An 18,451-nucleotide genomic window follows, 5' to 3' on the forward strand; every position below is an offset into this window, starting at 1 on the left:
GCTGCCAGGGGGCGGCCGTGGGCTCAGCCAATGCCGCTGGTGCGGCGTGTGACCCATTCGACGGCGGCACGGACGAGTTCGGGTGCGGTGCTGATGCCAAGCTTGGTTTTGATGTGGGAACGATGGGCCTCGATGGTTTTGACGCTCAGGCGCAGATCATGGGCGATCATGCTGGTGCCCCGTCCCTGGCCGAGGAGCTCGAAGATCTCCAGCTCGCGGTCGCTGAGCTTTTCCACGGAGCTTTTGCCGCTGTTGTCCCGCCCAGCCACAAAGCTGTTGAGCATGAGAAGGTTTGCCGCGGTACTGAGGTAGAGCTCTCCGCGGAGCACCTGCCTGATGGCGGTCACCACCTGATCTGGTGGTGCCTGTTTCATCAAATAGCCGCGCGCTCCGGCGCGGAGGGCACGCTCTGCATAAAGGGATTCATCGTGCATGGAGAGCACAAGCACCGGCAGGTGAGGCCTGAGGGCTTTGAGTGATTTTACCAGCTCGATGCCGTTGATGTCCTTCAGAGAGATGTCGGCGATGACAAGCTCAAACTCATGACGCTCCACCAGGCCCATGGCCTGCGCGGCGGTCTCTGCCTCGCCGCAGATCACGATGTCCTTTTCATGCTCGAGGAGCATCGCGATGCCTTTGCGAAAAATGGGGTGGTCATCCACGATGAGGATGCGCTGCTGGCCGGGAGTGCTTTTCATCGCTCGTTCTGAGGGTGGAGATTCGGAAGGAATGACAACTGAGAATGGGATGCAGCAGGCATGCGCAGGAGGCAGGTCATCCTGGTGCCGTGTGTTTTACGTTTCCCGATGGCGAAATCTGCGCCGATCACATCCGCGCGGTATTTCATCAGCCGCAGGCCCATGCCGTCGCCCGCGTGAATGACCTCTGGCAGACCGCAGCCGTCATCGGCCACGCTGAGAGAGAGCAGGCCCTGCCGTAGCCTGAGGCTAAGTGTGATGGAGCGTGCCCCCGAGTGCTTCAGTGCATTTGTCACCGCCTCCTGGGCGATGCGGTAGAGGTGCAGAGCCACGTCATTGTCCGTGATGGGCACCATCTGCTCGCAGCGCAGGCGGCAGGAGATGCTGCCGCTGCTGCGTGCCGCGAGCTCATGCAGGGCGGAAACGAGGCCCTCTGCATCCATGACCACAGGGTGCAGCCCTTTGGCGATGTTGCGGGACTGCTCGACGGACTGGTGGATGAGATCTGCCAGCCGGGCGGCCTCGGCAGCGGGGCCGGCGAGTGCCTGCGCCTCCAGGGTTTTCGTCAGTGACCGCGCCATGAAAGCCAGCCCCGAAAGAGACTGGCAGAGTCCGTCGTGCAGATCCTGGCCGAGGCGGCGCTGCTCCTGCTCGGAGATGTCCAGCAGTGCGTTTTCGAGCCTGTTTCTCTCATCCATCTGAGCCCTGAGCTCCGCGGTGCGTTCCGCCACCCGCCTTTCCAGCTCTTTCTGCGTCTGACGCTGCTCGGTGATGTCCGTCGCCACGCCGAGCACCTTGTCACAGATGCCAGCGTCATTGAACAAGGGGACCTTTCCGGTGCTGAACCAGCGCACCTGCCCGTCTGCCTGGGTGATCTCCTCCTCAGGAATCCGGAGCGTGGTGCCGCTGGACATGACCTCTTGGTCGATCTGTTTGAAATGGGCGATCTGGTCCGATGTGCGGTGAAAGTCTGCGTCCGTCCTGCCAACGAGCTTTTCCACGGTGGTGCTGCAGCTGTGCGCGAGTGCGGCGTTGCCCAGCAGGAACCTCCCCTGGCTGTCCTTCACGAAGATCATGCTCGGGGTGGCGTCTATGACCTGGCGTAGAAAAACACGCTCACGATGCAGCTCGTCCTCAATCTGGCGGCGGTCAGTGATGTCGTTGATGGAAGCAAGCCAGCCTGTTGTCTGGCCGAGTATGTTGGTGTCTGGCACATAGATCACGTGGACTGTGCGGCGGCCAGAGCGCGGGTAGGGCATCACCTCTTCATACTCGACGCGGCGGCCACTCAGCACGCGGGTGATTTTGGGGCGGATGATACGAAAAGCCTTTTTTCCAAGGACGTCGATGATCGGTCTGCCGATGATTTCCTCAGGCTCCAGCCCGAGCATGTCTGCATAGGCGCGATTGACGAAGGTGTACCGCAGGTCGCGGCTGCACTGGATCAGCATCACCGGAGTGTTGTCAGTGATCATCCGGAGCTGCATTTCCTTGGCTCGTACGGCGGCCTCGGCAGCTTTGCGGTCGGTGATGTCCACGCAGCTGCCGATGTAGCCGATGAACTGCCGGCCGGGATCTTGCAGAGGGACGCCTTTGTCGAGCAGCCAGCGGTACTCCCCGTCGTGACGACGGAGGCGGTAGGTCATTTCAAAAGGCATGCGCTCGTCAAAAGAAGCCGCGCAGATGGCGAGACAGCGTTCAAGATCCTCAGGATGGACACCCTCCTCCCAGCCGTCGCCGATCTCCTGCTGGGCGGTTCTTCCTGTGAAGTCCAGCCAGGGCCGGTTGAACCAAGTGCGTTTTTTGCGGGGATCACTCACCCATACGAGCACCGGGGCATGGTCCATGAGCATGCGGAAGCGCAGATCGGTGGTGGTGAGAGCGCCTTCTTTGGCTTTGTGACTGCGCTTGTCCTTGGCGGGCAATGTCCCGGAAACGGGCTTGCGACCACGGCCTGCAATGCCATTCCGTTTTTTTACCCGGGTGGAGCCTGCCGAATCAGACGGCCTGGAGGTGGGGCGCGGCATGAAGCAACCTACTGACTCAGGATTCCGGCTTCAATCTGAATCGTCCGTGGCCGGGGCAGCCTGCCGGATGCATGGGAGAGGCGGGGCAGGTGTGCCTTGAGCACTTGCTCCAAGCGCTCAGTCTCGGGGTTGTCCTCCATCAGCATCGTCCAGTGGCGTTCAAAGCCGCACCAGCGGCAGCAGATTTGCAGGCGCACTCCCGGCCTGGCATGGGAGCTGATCCTGACACCGTGCTGAAACGACCAGTGCCGTATTTGCTCCGCGTGCAATGTGCCCAGGCCGGAAATGCGCAGTCTGCCCTGCGCATAGCAGATGCTGCGAGGCGCCGCCAGGCAGGTGAACAGCGCCAGCCTGGCCATGGAGATGATAAACCAACCGGACAGCAGGCCGCAGAGCCAGCGCTCTGGCGATACGTACTCACCGCCTGCGGCGCGCGCGACCAAGACCAGCAAGAGCATGCAGGTGAGCAGAGCCGAGGTCTGGTTGAACTTTCCGTGCAGGTGGCGTGTCAGGTGCTCATACCGTGCACGGTGAAAACGCAGGGGCTCTTCGATCCAGAGACTTGCCGTGTCTGCGCCGGTCCGGCATGCCCGTCTGCGCCGTGCCAGGTGGGTTACTGCCGTTTGTTTAGACAGGCCATGCCCGGCCCTGCCGGAGCGGAGGACTCCGGCCTGCGGGCTGCTGTCACGTGAGATTTTGTTCATGGAGGCCTCCAGTCAACCTTGCCCCTGGCTCATTCGTTGATGCCGCAGTGATGCCAGTGATGGGCAGATCGGGAGGCCAGGCGCACGCTGCCGGTGAGCTTCATGACTTTCTTTGCTATCTCCTCACTCGAAAGCCGGCCTCCATACGGCGGCTGCTGAGCATGGGAAGTGTCAGCGGAGTGCACACCCAAAGAGATGTGAAGACTGGCCGGAGTGACGTCCATTTTTTGGATGGTGCAGGAATCATTCATGACCAGCCTTTCATTGCGAGTGTGTTTTCGCTTTCCATGACACAGCAGGAGAGGGTTTCCATCTCCTGCTCCCAAAACTCCTCGAGCCGGTCAGATTCGGCGGGCACGAATGCCTGCCCCTGGGCGGCGTAGATGGCCAGCAGCTCTTTTTCTGCCCGGAGCCAGTGCTCCGGGCGCAGGTGCGAACAGCCTTCCGTCTTCCATTTTTTGAAAGCGAGCAGGGCTATTTCTTTGTCGGAAGGGTGCGAACCTGGACTGCAGGTCTCACCGGGGGGGGTATATACAGCAGCATTCATGGTGTGGAGATTGAAGGTGTGATGAAATGCAGTGTGGCACGTCGGTTTCACTCTGAACGGTCAAGTTTTCCCCGCAATTGGCACCGCCCTGCTCGTGATATCAGGGAAACCCTGACGGATTTGTCGTGGTGCTGTGGGCTGCTTTTTCAAAGCTTCCGAACGCGCAAACTTCAATTGGAGAATGGTTTAATCCTTTGCCAAATGCATTCCCTTTCTACTCTCCGCGCCCCGCATGTCCGTCAAACTCCGCCTCAATACCGCCACCGCCACCAAAGTCGTCCTCGCCAAGATCGGCAATCCCCTGCGTGAGGAGCCGCTGCAAACCTCCCGCGAGGTGTTTCAAGTCGCCGAAGGAGATCAGGAAGCGCTCACAGCGCTCTTCCTGAAGCCTTTCAAGGCCTGCATCGCCCACCGCTTCACCCACCATGCCTCATTGCAGCAGCACGAGGTGAACAACTGCGCCAAGGCCATCTTTGAAGATGAGGAAAAGCTGCTCGCCAAGGGGGTTGAGATCGCGCAGCGCCTGTATGCCAAGTCCAACCACCCGAACATCAAAGCAGGGGACCTCTGCATCAGCCTGCTCAAGGAGGTCCACATCGAGGGAGAGCTCGTCAGCGGTCTCTGCATCCTGAAAAGCGACAGCGTGGTGCCCTTCCTGACCATCACGCCGCGCAATGGAGACCTGCAGCTGAGCACCGAGCACGGCATCAATCCCGATAAGATCGACAAAGGCTGCCTCATCCTGAACTACTGGGCGGAAAAAGGCTATTACGTGCTGACCTTTGACCGCAGCGGCGGAGACACCCGCTTCTGGGTGCGCGAATTTCTTGGCGTGGAAGCTGTGCCTGACGCGGCCTTCCTCACCAACGCCTACGCCAAGATGGCTGTCTCCTTCCTGGAGGAGCAGCAGCCTGCCGATGATGACAGCCCGCCCTGGGAAACCGCCACCGCCGCCAAGGACGCGCTCGACTACTTTGAAGATCGCGAGAAGTTTGATCTGGAGGAGTTCGGCCAGACTGTGCTGAAGTCTCCTGAAGTCATCGCCAAGTTTGACGAGCACCGGGCTCGTATTGAGGAGGAGCAGGGGCAGCCGCTGGAGAAGACTTTTGAGATCTCCAAGAAAGACCTCACGAAGGCCAAGAAGCGAATCGCCGCCGTCCTCAAGCTGGACACCGGGGTGGAAATCCACATCAAGCCTGCCGCCAGCGAAACCGATCCGCAGCTGGAGCGTGGTTTTGATGACAACAAGGGCATGAAGTACGTGAAGGTGTACTACAACAGGGACCTGAGCGCATCCTGAGCCGTTTTGCAGATGAATCCACAGCCTGATCCTTCATCCCCACAGCGTCTCTGGAAGATGGGCCGGGTCGTGCTCCAGCGAGAAACGGCTCATCGAGGCGGGAAGACAGTCATCGTCATCAAGGACTTTGCCACGCACCTGCCGGTGTCGGTGATTGAGACCATCGCCAAGCGTGTGCGCTCTGCCTGCGGCTGCGGTGGAACTGTGCGTGACAAGCGCATCGAAATCCAGGGGGATCAGGCGGCCAAGGTGCGTGCAGTGCTGGAGGCTGAAGGGTTTGAGGTGCGGGGGGTGAAGTAGCCGGGTCATTTTTGCAGCGCCCCATGCAAGACGGAGAGCAGGGAACTCTCGCCTGGGGCATCCGAGTTCAGCGACCAGATCATCACACCGCCGAGGCCCTGGTCCAGCACCAGCCTGGCTTTGGCTTGCATGGTGGGGATGCCGTTGTGCCAAATCGTGTCGCCGACCTGATCATCGGTGACGGCCTTGGGGTATTGCCTGATGAGATCTGCATAGCGGTACTCCTGCTGGCGGAAGGCTTTGCCAAAGCCCCAGCCGTAGAAAGGGACGCCGAGCACGAGCTTGGCCTTTGGCAGGCCACGCCGGAGCCAGTAGTCCACGCTGCCCTGTGCAAACTCCAGCGATGAATGCGGGCCGGGCCTGTCCGGCTGCCAGGGGCCGGTGGCGTCATAGGCCATGACATTGATGAAATCGAAGCACGCCAGCGCAGCGTCGGGCACGTCTTTGCCGCCGTAGCCTTTCGAGAGCGCGGCGGTGAGAAACTTGCCCTTTGGCTTCAAAGCCGCAGAGAGCTCCTGAATGAAGGGGGCGTAGTCGCGATTGATAGCGGGCCCTTCGAGATCGACATCAAGGCCGTCGAGATCATGCGTGCTGACGTAGGCTGCGAGCTGGGCGATGAAGCCTTTGCGCTTCGTGGTGCTGATCAGGTCAAACCAAGCCTTGCGCCGGGATGCGTCCTCCGAAGCGGAGCCTCCGCCAAGGGAGACGAGGACTTTCACGCCGTGTGCGTGAGCCTGGCGGATGAGAGATTCGTTGTCAGGCTGGAAGGAAAGCGCCCCGTCCGCATCGGCTGGGTTTTCGAAGGCAATGTTGATGTGCGTGAGCTTCGCGAAGTCGATCTGCGGCACGAAGGTTTTGAGGCCGATCCAGTTGGGCGCATAAGCCACGATGCGGGGCTGCGCCTGCAAGGAGACTGCGGCCAGCAGCATGGTGGCGATGAGGCGGAGGATTTTCATGCTCTTACAATCGGCTGCTTTTTCGTTGGGGAGCTGAGGAGGAGCTCCGTGTCAGGCTGCGCAGTTCCTCCATGAGCACCCTGACCGCCCTGCTTTGAAAGCGGCCGGCATTCCACAGCATGGCGACGGTGCGTGCGGGCTTCTCCCCGGCAAAAGACCGGTACACGCGCCTGTCGCTGGTGTCGATTTTTCGCGCCATTTCGGGCACGATCGAAATGCCGTGGTCCAGTGCCACGAGCTCCTGCACGGTGGCCAGCTGGCTGGTGCGCTCCACCGTCACCGGCTGCACGGACTTTCTGCGGCAGAAGGAGGAGATGTTTTCCGCGAGGCAGTGCGCCTCGTTCAACGTGACAAAGGGGAAGCTCTCCAGGGCCTCGATCTTCACACTTTTGGCAGTGGCCAGAGGATGCGCTACAGGTGCCACCAGCAGCAGCTCTTCCTCAAACAGCGGCTCCACCTCCAGATGCCGCGCGATCACCGGCTGGGCCAGTATGGCGAGGTCGATCTCTCCGTGGCTGCAGCGCCGGATGAGATTGTCAGTGGTGTCTTCCTGCACGATCACCAGGATGTCGGGATGCCTGCGGGCAAAGTGGCTCAGAAGGCCGGGAAGGAAGTAAGGGGCGATGGTGGGGATGGCCCCCAGCCGGATGCGCCCGCGACGGCCCGCCTCTGAAAGCTCCGAGATGGTGTCCTCCATGAGCTGGAGAATCTTTCTGGCACGCTCCAGCAGCAGTTCGCCAAGGTCCGTCAGCACGACCTCGCGCGGCTTGCGTTCAAAGAGGGGGGCGCCGAGCTGATCCTCCAGTTTTTGGATGGCGCGGCTCAGCGCGGACTGTGAAAGGTGCAGCTCATCGGCAGCGCGGGTGAAGTTTTTGGTGCGAGCGAGAGCCACGAATTGTTCCAGCAGGTGGAGGTTCAGATCGCTTCTCATGGGCCAGCCTAGCTATGTGTGTGGTGCATCGCAAGCATTCAGATAATGCATTGGATGCATTTGAGGCGGGCATCCATCATTTGGGCGTTACGACTTCTCAACGTTCGAAACCTTGAACCTGAACCCAACCACCAAGCCATGAAAACACTGCAACACAAGGCCCTGGCGGCTGCGCTGATGCTGACGCCAGTCATGCCGACCACGGCCCAGGAAAAAACAACCCAACCCACCCCAGATATGAACCAATGCCCCGTCATGGGTGCCGCCGCAGGCCCCAACCGCACCACCGCCGCAGGAGCCATGTCCAACGGAGACTGGTGGCCGAACCAGCTCAATCTCAAAATGCTGCACCAGAACTCGCCCCGGGGAAATCCCATGGGCGCGGGCTTCAGCTATGCGGAGGAGTTCAAGAAGCTTGATCTGGCTGCCTTGAAGAAGGAACTCAAGGAGGTGATCACCACCTCGCAGAAGCGGTGGCCGGCGGACTACGGCACCTACGGTCCGCTCTTCATCCGCATGGCCTGGCACAGCGCGGGCACCTACCGCGTGAGCGACGGCCGGGGTGGCGCAGGCTATGGCACGCAGCGCTTTGCGCCACTCAACAGCTGGCCGGACAACGCCAACCTGGACAAGGCGCGCCGCCTTCTCTGGCCCATCAAGCAGAAGTATGGCGAGAAAATCTCCTGGGCCGATCTGATGGTGCTCGCGGGCAATGTCTCGCTCGAATCGATGGGATTCAAGACGATGGGATTCGCCGGCGGACGTGAAGATGTGTGGGAACCGCAGGAAGACATCTACTGGGGGCCTGAAAGCAAGTGGCTGGGAGACGCACGCTACAAGGGCGAGCGCGAACTGGAAAAGCCCCTGGCTGCTGTCCAGATGGGCCTGATCTACGTCAATCCCGAAGGCCCCAACGGGAAGCCTGATCCTATCGCTGCAGCGAAAGACATTCGCGAGACCTTTGCGCGCATGGCCATGAATGACGAGGAAACCGTGGCCTTGATTGCGGGAGGTCACACTTTTGGCAAAGCACACGGTGCCGCGAGTGCTGACAATGTGGGTCCGGAGCCAGAGGGCGCACCTCTCGAAGAGCAGGGCCTCGGCTGGAAGAACAAACACGGCAAAGGCAACGCCGGAGACACCATCACCAGCGGTCTGGAGGGCGCCTGGACCTCCACGCCCATGGCGTGGTCCCATGGTTACTTCACCAACCTCTTTGCCTACGAGTGGGAGCTGACGAAGAGCCCGGCGGGAGCGCAGCAGTGGAAGCCTAAAAAAGGCGCGGGTGCCGGCACGGTGCCGGATGCGCACGACGCCGCCAAACGCCACGCGCCGATGATGTTCACCACTGACATCGCGCTGCGGGAAGACCCGGCGTATGAGAAAATCTCCAGGCGCTTTCTGGAGCATCCGGATGAGTTTGCCGCCGCTTTTGCCAAAGCCTGGTATAAGCTGACTCATCGCGACATGGGCCCTGTGTCCCGTCTGCTGGGCTCCGAGGTGGCGCCACCGCAGCTGTGGCAGGACCCCGTGCCCAAAGTGGACCATGAACTCATCGGTGCGCAGGACATCGTCCGTCTCAAGGCAGACATCCTGGGCTCAGGCCTGACCACCGGCCAGCTTGTCTCCACGGCGTGGGCTTCCGCAGCCACCTTCCGTGGCAGTGACAAGCGTGGTGGTGCCAATGGGGCGCGCATCCGCCTGGCTCCGCAGAAAGACTGGGCTGTGAACCAGCCGGAGCAGCTGCAGAAGGTGCTGGCTGTGCTGGAAAAGATCCAGAAGGACTTCAATGCGGAGCAGAAAGGTGGCAAAAAAGTGTCTCTTGCAGACCTCATCGTGCTCGGCGGATGTGCGGCTGTGGAAGATGCGGCGAAGAAAAGCGGTCATGAGGTGCAGGTGCCCTTCACCCCTGGCCGCACCGACGCCACCCAGGAGATGACGGACGCTGCGTCCTTTGCCGTGCTGGAGCCCAGGCAGGACGGCTTCCGCAACTACCTCGGCCACGAGCTTGACCGTCCCGCACCGGAGACGCTGCTGGACCGTGCGCAGCTTCTCACGCTTTCGGCTCCTGAGATGACGGTGCTGGTGGGTGGCATGCGCGTGCTCGGGACCAATGTCGGGTTTCCTGACCTCGGTGTCTTCACCCAACGGCGTGGAGAGCTCACCAACGACTTCTTTGTGAACCTGCTGAGCATGGGCACGGAGTGGAGCAAGTCGAAGATGTGCGAGCACTTTTACGAAGGCCGTGACCGCGAGAGCGGCGAGGTGAAATGGACGGCCACGTCGGTGGATCTTGTCTTTGGCTCCAACTCCCAGCTTCGCGCCATCGCAGAGGTGTATGCGGGCGCTGATGCCGGAGAGAAGTTCGTCAAAGACTTCGTCGCCGCATGGACCAAGGTCATGGAGCTGGACCGCTTTGATCTCCATCGCTGAACAGCAGCTGATTCCCCACCCCAAAACCGCACCCGCTTCGGCTCATCGCAGCCGGGGCGGGTTTTTTGTTTGAAACATGCGGTCAGTCTGCATGACCCGAGGCAGGAAGCAGGTCTGCGTGCGGTGCCTGCGAGTTCAGCGCCCCAGATGCACGCGGGTGTCGTATTCGAAACAGACCTGCCCTGCCACCTGGTGTGCGTCGTAGATGCGGCGCAACTCGGCCAGCATCTCCGCATGGTGCGGCTGGTGCGGTCCAGGTGCGTAGGAGCTGGAGAGCAGGCGGCCTTTGAGCCCTTCAAAGTCGAAGCGCTGTCCATTGGCAAAAGTATGCGTGACGTATGGGCCGCTGAAGAAAGCAGCGAGTGCTGCGGCGTTCACGTTCTCATGGCGGATGGTGGTGTAGTCCGTGCCAAAGGTGAGAAGCAGCTGCTCAAAAGCTTGGAGGAAAGGGGTGGAGCCGAGTTTGCGCTCGTTCCAGATGAGGGCGATGTGGCCAGCTGGTTTGAGGATGCGCGTGAACTCCGCGCGTGTCTCAGATGAGTTGAACCAATGAAAAGCCTGTGCGGCCACGATGAGATCGATGCTGTGGTCCGGCAATGTGGTGGCCTGGGCACTGGCATTCACGCTGTGAAAGCGGGGGGCATGTGACAGCAGCCGCTCTGCTGCGGCGCGCATGTCCCCATTGGGCTCCACCGCATGCACGCTGAATCCGGCTTTCAGGAAAAGCCCGGCGGAAATGCCAGTGCCGGAACCGATGTCGGCGATGACAGACTGAGGTGAGAGCCCGGCCTCGCGCTGCAGCAGCGGGATGATCTCCTGCGGGTAGCCGGGGCGGTAGCGCACGTAGTTTTCCACACGGTCGGAAAAGCGCTGCTCAGGAGCGGGTGACGGGGCTGGCATGCGGCCAAGGTGGCAGAGACCGGGTGGGAAAACAAGTTGCCAGCCCCCCTGTGGCTGCTAACGCTCAGCGCACTAACTACTATGATCGTCGCACCCAAAATCCGTGGATTCATCTGCACCACCGCCCACCCCACCGGCTGTGCCAAACATGTCGCTGAACAGATCGCCGTCGTGAAATCGCGCGGCCCCATCGCCAACGGGCCCAAGAAGGTGCTCGTGGTGGGTTCATCGACCGGCTACGGCCTGTCCTCCCGCATCGCGGCGGCCTTTGGCTCCGGTGCCGCCACCATGGGTGTGTTCTTTGAAAAGCCCGGCGAGGCCGAGCGCTGCGGCACCGCAGGCTGGTACAACTCCGCCGCTTTTGAGACCGAAGCCAAGGCTGCCGGCCTCTATGCCCGCTCCTTCAACGGCGACGCCTTCTCCGATGCCATGAAGGACACCGTCATCGAGGCCATCAAGGCAGATCTCGGCCAGGTGGACTGCGTCATTTACAGCCTCGCGTCTCCGCGCCGAACGCACCCGAAGACTGGCGAGGTCTTCAAGTCCGTGCTCAAGCCCATCGGCTCCGCTTCCTACACCAACAAGAACCTCAACACCGGCAACGGCGTGGTCAATGAAGTGACCATCGAGCCCGCGAACGAAGACGAGATCGCGCAAACCGTGGCCGTCATGGGCGGTGAAGACTGGGAGATGTGGATCGACGCGCTTCAGAGCGCCGGTGTTCTCGCCGAAGGCGTGCAGACTGTGGCCTACAGCTACATCGGGCCGGAAGTGACCTGGCCCATCTACAAGAACGGCACCATCGGCCGTGCCAAGGAGGACCTCGAGCGCGTGCAGCGCGTGCTGGACGGCAAGCTTGCCTCCCTGAAGGGCAAGGCCTGGGTCTCCGTGAACAAGGCGCTGGTCACCCAGGCCAGCTCCGCGATCCCTGTGGTGCCTCTGTACATCTCCCTGCTCTACAAGGCGATGAAGGCCGAAGGCACACATGAGGACTGCATCGAGCAGATGGACCGCCTTTTCCGCGAGCGCCTCTACAACGGCAATCCGCAGCCGGACGAAGCCGGACGCATCCGCGTGGACGACTGGGAAATGAAGCCTGCGCTACAGGAGCTCGTGGGCAAACGCTGGGCCGAGGTGAACACGGAAAATCTGGCGCAGCTGGGCGACTTTGAAGGCTACCAGACCAGCTTCCTGCGTCTCTTTGGCTTTGGCCTGGAAGGCGTGGACTACAACGCCGAGGTGGACGTCAGCATTGGAGTGCCATCACTGGCGTAAGCGGCGTCGATGCAGAACCAAGTCAGAGGAGGGATCAACGGTGATCCCTCCGTGACTTTTTAACTAAGCGAGAATCCAGATGATCCTCGTCGGAGTGGTCACTGGCCTTTCGCCAGATCCAGAAACACAATGCTCGAAGGATTGCCGACGGCTGCGTAGTGGCCGGTAAAGGCAAGGACGCCGGTTTTCCGGTTCACACGGAAGATCGCCACATTATCGCCACGTTGGTTGAGGCTGTAGAAGAATTCGCCGGTGGGGTCGAAGTTGAAGCTGCGCGGGTAGTTGCCGCGCGTCCACTCTTCGCCAACCAAGGTCAGCGTGCCGTCTTTCCCGATGGCAAAAATGCCGATGCTGTCGTGCAGGCGGTTTCCGACGTAAACGAAGCGGCCGTCGGGGGAAACAAGGATCTCCGAGCAGAAATTGCTGCCTGCAAATCCGGGCGGCAGGCTGGAGATGGTCTGGCGGGAGGAGAGGCGGCCTTTCTCAGTGTCATAGTCAAACAGCACCACGGTGGAGCCCTCTTCCTGCAGCGAGTAGAGCCAGCGGCTGTTGGGATGAAACGCGAAGTGACGCGGCCCGTCGCCCGGAGGCAGGGTGACATGGGGAGGATCGTTCGGTGTGAGCGTGCCTTTTTGGTCGTCAAACTTCCATACCAAGATCTGGTCCAGCCCGAGATCCACGGACAGAACGTAACGGCCCGAGGCATCGGCCTGGATCATGTGGGAGTGTGTGCCATCATGCCCGCTGAAGGCAAAGCTGCCCGGAGGCGCGTTGGTGGCTTTCTTTGGGCCGATGGTGCCAGAGTCCTGCTTGAAATCGGTGGCTTCGCCCAGGCTGCCATCGGGTTTGACGGGCAACACCGCGCATGAGCCGCCGAAGTAATTTGCCACCAGCAGAAAGCGGCCTGAGGGATGCAGGCTGATGTAGGTCGGGCCCTTGCCGCCGGAGCTGACGGTGTTCATCAACGTGAGCTGTCCGTCCTTGGGATTGATGGCAAAGGCGCTGACAGAGCCTGCCTCGTGACTGCCGTTTGCGTCGGTTTCGTTGGTGGAATACAGCACCGTCCGGGCGGCGTTGAAGGTCAGGCAGTTCGGGCTGCTGCCTGACTTGTACAGGCCGCATGGGGTCATGGCGCCTGTGCTGCGGTTAACTTCAAAGAGGTGGATGCCCTGGCCGTTTCCCGGCGGAAGGTCCACCTGCGTGGCCTTCATGTTTTGCAGCGGCGAGGTGAAGGTGCCCACGTAGGCGATCAGGGGTGCCTGGTCTTTGGCCTGCACTGAAAGGGCCGCACCTGCGGCGAGGGCGGTGCTGAGAAAGGAGCGACGTGAAAGGGAGGAAGCGGGTGTTTGCATGAAGATGGGGAAGGGGAGGGATCAGGGCAGCATGGGCAGGATGACTTTGGAGGCATGATTGGAGTCATGCCAGATGGTATTGATGGCAGACACACCGGGCTCAGTGATAAAATGGCTGATGGGTGCGCCGGTCTGCGGATTGGGTTCATAGTAGGGCGCGCCGGTGCTGGCAATGGTAACGCGGATGCGGTGCCCTTTGTTGAAGATGATGCTGACCCAGCCGATGTCCCATGAGAGCTTGGTCACCTCTCCTGGAACGAGCAGCTTCTGGTGGTCAAAGCCTTCGTGATAGCGGGCACGCAGCGGGTAATCCACCAGCAGGATGGAGCGGCCGTCGGGATACAAATCCGTCACGCGCAGGAAGAAGTCGGTATCTTTGGCGGTGGAGGAAACGAAGACCTCACCTTTGATGCGGCCGGTGACCTCCAGCGGCTGGCTCAGCACCTCGGTCGTCCAGGTGCGCACCTCGGCCTGCTCTTCAAAGCCGCGCGCATCTTTGGCCCCGGGAAATCCGGCATAGGGCAGGCTCATGGGATGAACGGGATCGCTTAGATACGAGGTGCTGGCCTTGGCGGCAGAGGGCCTGGCGGGGGCCAGCTTGCCATCGGGCTGCAGGAACCAGTCAGCGGCTTTGCTGGCGGGTGGGAAGTCTTTGGCCTCGCGCCACACATTGCCGGGGGCGCCTTCTTCACCGGTCGCGCCCATCACGTAGTATTTCACGGGCGTGTCCTTCTCGATGCCGTTGTTTTCGCCTTTGAGATAGTGATTGAACCACTTGGTCATGTGCGCATACACATCAAAGAAGGCGTTCTCCGGAAACACCAGCTCGCCGATCTTGTTCGACTTCGGGTAGCCACCGTGCAGCCAGGGGCCGATGATGAGCTGCTGCTGGCCGCGCGAATTCGGGCCGCCGTGCTGATTGCGCCCGATGAAGCTGGCCACGCTGCCCTGGCACATGAAGTCAAACCAGCTGCCAATGGTGAAGCAGGGGTAGTTCATTTTGTCGAAATGCAGCGAGGCATCCTCGTCCTTCCAGAAATCGTCATAGTCCGGGTGCTGGTCCCATTCGCGCAGCATGGCTTCGTTGTCCTTGATGTCGCGTGCCACGGAGCCTCCTTTGATGAAACGCTGTGGCTTGGTGGCACCGCCAATGCGGTAGCCCTCCTGGTAGAGGCTCAGGCCGGTGTCTGTCATGTACTGCGCCACAAGATGCGGTGGCTGAGTCACTGCCAGATAGTTTTGCGCGTAGCCCGCCTGGGAGCCGCCATAGGTGCCGATCTTGCCTGTGCACCAGGGCTGAGCCGCCAGCCACTCGCACACGTCATAGCCGTCGCGCAGCGGTCCCCATTGCAGGCCGCGGTAGCCACGATAGACGCCCTCGCTCTCATGCGTGCCGCGGTAGTTCACCAGGGCGATGACAAAGCCGCCCTCGGCAAACTTGGCCGCTGCCTTGCGCGATCCGGCGCTGGAGATGTCCGCGTAACGCTGCTCGAAGATGGCGGGGAACTTGCCTTCTCCGGGCGGGAAGAACACATAAGCGGAGAGCTTCTTGCCGTCGCGCATGGGTATCATGATGTGCTCTTCACGGACGGGGCCGAAGTCGAGCTTGGTGGGGGAGGCTGCGTGCAGGGAGGCGCAGGCGGTCAGGAGAACAAATAGAGCGTGGCGCATCAAGTCACTACGGGCTCTGTGCACAGCACGTTTCAACCGGCTTCAAAGTGGTGGAAGCTCGGTGCATGCCGCCAAGTATGCCAGACAACATAGGACACGAGCCTATGGTGAAAGACATGAAATGGGCAGGACACCCCATTGCATGCTGGCACATGGGCTGCATGTTTGGCTGAAGACAAGGAACAAAGAACACGATGACCACGCTGAGCTTGGACCTTCAACCGACAACGGACGCTGATCCGACGTCTGCAAACCTGGGCGTGGTCGTCGCGGTGAGGGGCAGTGTGGTGGATGTGCGTTTTGATCGTCATCTGCCGTCCATTCACACCATGCTGCAGGCAGGAGCCGCGGGTGAGATAGTCATCGAGGTGCTGGCGCAGCGTGATGCACGGCATGTGCGCGGCATCGCATTGACGCCCACACAGGGGCTCGCACGCGGCATGCGGGTGGAGGACACCGGCGGCCCATTGAAAGCTCCGGTGGGCAGAGCCCTGCTTTCGCGCATGTTTGATGTGTTTGGCAATGTGATCGACCGGCAGGGACCGCTGACAGGTGCGAAGTGGCGCTCAGTGCACCGTGCGCCGCCTGCTTTGGTGAGGCGCTCCACAAAATCCGAGATCTTCGAGACGGGCATCAAGGTGATCGATGTTCTGGTGCCTCTGGAGCGCGGTGGCAAGGCGGGGCTCTTTGGCGGTGCCGGTGTGGGCAAGACGGTGCTGCTCACTGAAATGATCCACAACATGGTCGGTCATCAGGACGGGGTGAGCATCTTCTGCGGCATCGGCGAGCGCTGCCGTGAAGGCGAGGAGCTGTACCGCGACATGAAAGATGCCGGCGTGCTGCCCAACATGGTGATGGTCTTTGGCCAGATGAACGAGCCGCCGGGCAGCCGCTTCCGGGTGGGACATGCGGCGCTGACGATGGCCGAGTATTTCCGGGATGACGAGCGGCGGGACGTGCTGCTGCTGATGGACAATGTTTTCCGTTTCATCCAGGCGGGCATGGAAGTTTCAGGCCTGATGGGGCAGATGCCTGCGCGTCTTGGCTACCAGCCCACCATGGGCACGGAGCTGTCAGGGCTCGAGGAGCGCATTGCCAACACGGACACGGGGGCCATTACCTCGATCCAGGCAGTGTATGTCCCTGCGGATGATTTCACCGATCCGGCGGCGGTTCACACTTTTTCACATCTTTCTGCTTCGGTCGTGCTCTCCCGAAAGCGGGCCAGCGAAGGGTTGTTTCCGGCCATCGATCCGCTGCAGTCGAGCTCCAAGATGGCAACGCCAGGCATCGTGGGGGAGCGGCACTACCATCTCGCTCAGGAGATCCGGCGCACGCTCGCCCAATACGCGGACCTCAAAGACATCATCGCCATGCTGGGCCTGGAGCAGCTCTCGCCTGAGGACCGCAATGTGGTGGCGCGTGCGCGTCGGCTGGAGCGCTTTCTCACGCAGCCGTTTTTCACCACCGAGCAGTTCACCGGCCATGCGGGCAAGCTGGTCAGCCTTGCGGACGCGCTGGACGGCTGCGAGCGCATCTTGAACGACGAATTCAAAGACTGTCCCGAGAGCGCGCTCTACATGATCGGGACGATCGACGAGGCGAAGGAGAAATGGAAAACTCAACAGGAGGCGAAGCCCGGCAACGAGGTATGAACCTGAAGGTCCTGCTGCCGTTCCAGATTTTCGCCGTCAGAAGCGGTGTGAAGCGCATCGTGGCTGAGACGCGGGAGGGGTCATTTGGGCTGCTGCCACAGCGGCAGGACTGTGTGACAGCCCTGTGCCCCGGCATCCTGGTCTATGAGACAGAGGCGGAGGGGGAGGTTTACATGGCGGTGGATGAGGGAGTGCTGGTGAAGACCGGGCCTGATGTGCTCGTGTCCGTGCATCGTGCCATGGCAGGAAGCAGCCTGGCGAAGCTGCGCGAATCAGTGGAGCAGGAGTTTCTGGAACTGGATGAGGAAGAGCGCAGCGCCCGCTCCGTGATGGCGAAATTAGAAACCGGATTTCTGCGGCGATTTGCCAATTTCAAGCATGCGTAAGCTGCCGCCATCCCCTGAAGCGAAAGGCGAATCCACCCTGGCCGAGCAGGTCGGGGCGAAGGCGACGCGCAAGCTCAGGGCGCGACGCCACTCTGTCTCGCCCGTATGGTTTGGGCTTGGCATGATGGGGCTGGTGGGCTGGTCTGTCGTGGTGCCCACACTGCTCGGAGCTGCTCTGGGCCTCTGGCTGGACAAGCACCACCCTGGAGAGCATTCCTGGACGCTTGCGCTGCTGGTTGCCGGGCTGGTGCTGGGCTGTGCGAATGCCTGGCACTGGATCGACAAAGAGGACAAGGCGATGGGCGAGGAACAAAAAAACAAGGAGGAAAAACATGATGAGTAACCCGCTGCCCCTGGCGCTCTGCGTTGCGGCAGGGGTGCTGCTAGGTTTGATCTTTTACGGAGGCCTCTGGTGGACCGTCCGTCGAGGGCTCAGCTCACCCAGGCCAGCGCGGCTGTTTCTGTGCAGCGCCTTGCTGCGCATGGGGCTTGTGATGGCGGGGTTCTACTTTGTCTCAAACGGCCAGTCGCAGCGCCTGGTGGCCTGTCTGGCGGGTTTCATCATAGCACGTCTGGCCGTGACCTGGCTGACACGCGGAAAACAAAAGGAGGATCATCATGCGCCTGAGTCCTGATGAAATGATTTTCTGGCAGCATGGCTGGTTCAAGCTGAACGGGACCATTGTCTTCACCTGGGGCATCATGCTGCTGCTGGCCGTGGGGGCGCGGCTCATCACACGCCGTCTCACCACGGAGCATGAGCGCTCACGCTGGCAGAACCTGCTGGAGATTGTCGTCACGGCGATGCAGCAGCAGATCAAGGACGTGGGGTTGCCGCAGCCGGAGAAATTCATCGGCTTTCTTGGCACCTTGTTCCTGTTTGTAGCCACGGCTGCGCTTTGCACGGTCATTCCAGGGTATGAACCGCCAACGGGGTCGCTCTCCACCACGGCTGCACTGGCGGTGTGCGTGCTTATTGCGGTGCCGCTGTATGGCATCTCAGACCAAGGGCTGAGAGGCTATTTCAAATCCTACATGGAGCCGACGGTGGTCATGCTGCCGTTCAACATCATCAGCGAGGTGTCGCGTACCCTGGCGCTCGCTGTGCGCCTGTTTGGCAACATGATGAGCGGTGCGATGATCCTGGCCATTTTGCTGACGATCACCCCCTTTCTGTTTCCCATTTTGATGATCCTGCTTGGGCTGCTCACGGGCATGGTGCAGGCCTACATCTTCAGCATTCTCGCCGCCGTGTACATTGCGGCGGCCATCAGCACTCATGAATTGAAAGCATCTGCCAAAACTTAACCTCCGAA

At 61.0% G+C, this 18,451-nt stretch carries 19 protein-coding genes; 9 read left to right on the plus strand and 10 right to left on the minus strand.

Annotated features, from left to right (window positions below; all coding sequences use genetic code 11):
* Nucleotides 1-23: 23 nt before the first annotated feature.
* From ACFQDI_RS02095 to ACFQDI_RS02115, 5 genes are read right to left on the minus strand one after another with little or no spacing between them, the layout of a single operon-like run.
* Nucleotides 24-698: a response regulator transcription factor gene (locus ACFQDI_RS02095; RefSeq protein ID WP_377162896.1), complete on the minus strand. Its 675-nt coding sequence runs from the start codon at nucleotides 696-698 to the stop codon at nucleotides 24-26.
* Nucleotides 695-2,725: a PAS domain-containing sensor histidine kinase gene (locus ACFQDI_RS02100; protein WP_377162898.1), complete on the minus strand. Its 2,031-nt coding sequence runs from the start codon at nucleotides 2,723-2,725 to the stop codon at nucleotides 695-697. Before ACFQDI_RS02100 ends, ACFQDI_RS02095 begins: the two co-directional genes overlap by 4 nt.
* 8 nt (nucleotides 2,726-2,733) lie before the next feature.
* On the minus strand, nucleotides 2,734-3,429 hold the full coding sequence (locus ACFQDI_RS02105) for a hypothetical protein (protein ID WP_377162900.1): 696 nt from the start codon (nucleotides 3,427-3,429) through the stop codon (nucleotides 2,734-2,736).
* 29 nt (nucleotides 3,430-3,458) lie between these two features.
* Nucleotides 3,459-3,680, minus strand: coding sequence for a hypothetical protein (locus tag ACFQDI_RS02110; RefSeq protein ID WP_377162902.1), 222 nt, complete (start codon nucleotides 3,678-3,680; stop codon nucleotides 3,459-3,461).
* Nucleotides 3,677-3,976: a DUF2934 domain-containing protein gene (locus ACFQDI_RS02115; protein WP_377162904.1), complete on the minus strand. Its 300-nt coding sequence runs from the start codon at nucleotides 3,974-3,976 to the stop codon at nucleotides 3,677-3,679. Before ACFQDI_RS02115 ends, ACFQDI_RS02110 begins: the two co-directional genes overlap by 4 nt.
* 232 nt (nucleotides 3,977-4,208) lie before the next feature.
* Here ACFQDI_RS02115 and ACFQDI_RS02120 point away from each other — a divergent pair, with 232 nt between their 5' ends.
* Nucleotides 4,209-5,276, plus strand: coding sequence for a nucleoid-associated protein (locus ACFQDI_RS02120; RefSeq protein WP_377162906.1), 1,068 nt, complete (start codon nucleotides 4,209-4,211; stop codon nucleotides 5,274-5,276).
* 12 nt (nucleotides 5,277-5,288) lie between these two features.
* Nucleotides 5,289-5,576 carry a translation initiation factor gene (locus tag ACFQDI_RS02125; RefSeq protein WP_377162908.1) on the plus strand — a complete coding sequence of 96 codons (288 nt, stop codon included), beginning with the start codon at nucleotides 5,289-5,291 and terminating at the stop codon, nucleotides 5,574-5,576.
* Nucleotides 5,577-5,581: 5 nt separating this feature from the next.
* Here the strand turns inward: ACFQDI_RS02125 and ACFQDI_RS02130 are convergent, their stop codons facing one another.
* Nucleotides 5,582-6,532: a glycosyl hydrolase family 18 protein gene (locus ACFQDI_RS02130; protein WP_377162910.1), complete on the minus strand. Its 951-nt coding sequence runs from the start codon at nucleotides 6,530-6,532 to the stop codon at nucleotides 5,582-5,584.
* 4 nt (nucleotides 6,533-6,536) lie between these two features.
* Nucleotides 6,537-7,451, minus strand: a complete 915-nt coding sequence (locus tag ACFQDI_RS02135; protein WP_377164134.1) for a LysR family transcriptional regulator — start codon at nucleotides 7,449-7,451, stop codon at nucleotides 6,537-6,539.
* A 204-nt stretch (nucleotides 7,452-7,655) separates the two neighbouring features.
* On the opposite strand from ACFQDI_RS02135, the gene katG reads away from it, so the two are divergent.
* Nucleotides 7,656-9,896: a catalase/peroxidase HPI gene (katG, locus tag ACFQDI_RS02140; RefSeq protein ID WP_377164136.1), complete on the plus strand. Its 2,241-nt coding sequence runs from the start codon at nucleotides 7,656-7,658 to the stop codon at nucleotides 9,894-9,896.
* Nucleotides 9,897-10,031: 135 nt separating this feature from the next.
* Here katG and ACFQDI_RS02145 read toward each other — a convergent pair whose 3' ends face one another.
* Nucleotides 10,032-10,796 (minus strand): class I SAM-dependent methyltransferase, encoded by a 765-nt coding sequence (locus tag ACFQDI_RS02145; protein WP_377162912.1) that lies wholly within the window; start codon nucleotides 10,794-10,796, stop codon nucleotides 10,032-10,034.
* 81 nt (nucleotides 10,797-10,877) lie between these two features.
* Here ACFQDI_RS02145 and fabV point away from each other — a divergent pair, with 81 nt between their 5' ends.
* On the plus strand, nucleotides 10,878-12,071 hold the full coding sequence (gene fabV, locus ACFQDI_RS02150; protein ID WP_377162914.1) for an enoyl-ACP reductase FabV: 1,194 nt from the start codon (nucleotides 10,878-10,880) through the stop codon (nucleotides 12,069-12,071).
* A gap of 98 nt (nucleotides 12,072-12,169) precedes the next feature.
* On the opposite strand, the gene ACFQDI_RS02155 is transcribed toward fabV, so the two are convergent.
* Together ACFQDI_RS02155 and ACFQDI_RS02160 are read right to left on the minus strand one after the other, a co-directional pair.
* A complete protein-coding gene (locus ACFQDI_RS02155) occupies nucleotides 12,170-13,423 on the minus strand; it encodes a lactonase family protein (protein WP_377162916.1) in 1,254 nt (417 codons plus the stop codon).
* 21 nt (nucleotides 13,424-13,444) lie between these two features.
* Nucleotides 13,445-15,094, minus strand: coding sequence for a CocE/NonD family hydrolase (locus ACFQDI_RS02160; RefSeq protein WP_377162918.1), 1,650 nt, complete (start codon nucleotides 15,092-15,094; stop codon nucleotides 13,445-13,447).
* Between the two features lie 194 nt (nucleotides 15,095-15,288).
* On the opposite strand from ACFQDI_RS02160, the gene atpD reads away from it, so the two are divergent.
* From atpD to ACFQDI_RS02185, 5 genes are read left to right on the plus strand one after another with little or no spacing between them, the layout of a single operon-like run.
* A complete protein-coding gene (gene atpD / locus ACFQDI_RS02165; RefSeq protein WP_377162920.1) occupies nucleotides 15,289-16,749 on the plus strand; it encodes a F0F1 ATP synthase subunit beta in 1,461 nt (486 codons plus the stop codon).
* On the plus strand, nucleotides 16,746-17,135 hold the full coding sequence (locus ACFQDI_RS02170; protein WP_377162922.1) for a F0F1 ATP synthase subunit epsilon: 390 nt from the start codon (nucleotides 16,746-16,748) through the stop codon (nucleotides 17,133-17,135). The genes atpD and ACFQDI_RS02170 overlap by 4 nt, the downstream gene beginning before the upstream one ends.
* A complete protein-coding gene (locus ACFQDI_RS02175) occupies nucleotides 17,128-17,478 on the plus strand; it encodes an AtpZ/AtpI family protein (protein ID WP_377162924.1) in 351 nt (116 codons plus the stop codon). Before ACFQDI_RS02170 ends, ACFQDI_RS02175 begins: the two co-directional genes overlap by 8 nt.
* A complete protein-coding gene (locus tag ACFQDI_RS02180) occupies nucleotides 17,468-17,770 on the plus strand; it encodes an N-ATPase subunit AtpR (protein WP_377162926.1) in 303 nt (100 codons plus the stop codon). Before ACFQDI_RS02175 ends, ACFQDI_RS02180 begins: the two co-directional genes overlap by 11 nt.
* Nucleotides 17,754-18,443: a F0F1 ATP synthase subunit A gene (locus ACFQDI_RS02185; RefSeq protein ID WP_377162928.1), complete on the plus strand. Its 690-nt coding sequence runs from the start codon at nucleotides 17,754-17,756 to the stop codon at nucleotides 18,441-18,443. The genes ACFQDI_RS02180 and ACFQDI_RS02185 overlap by 17 nt, the downstream gene beginning before the upstream one ends.
* Nucleotides 18,444-18,451: the final 8 nt, after the last annotated feature.

It is taken from the genome of Prosthecobacter fluviatilis (assembly GCF_042655725.1).
GTDB lineage: Bacteria > Verrucomicrobiota > Verrucomicrobiia > Verrucomicrobiales > Verrucomicrobiaceae > Prosthecobacter > Prosthecobacter fluviatilis.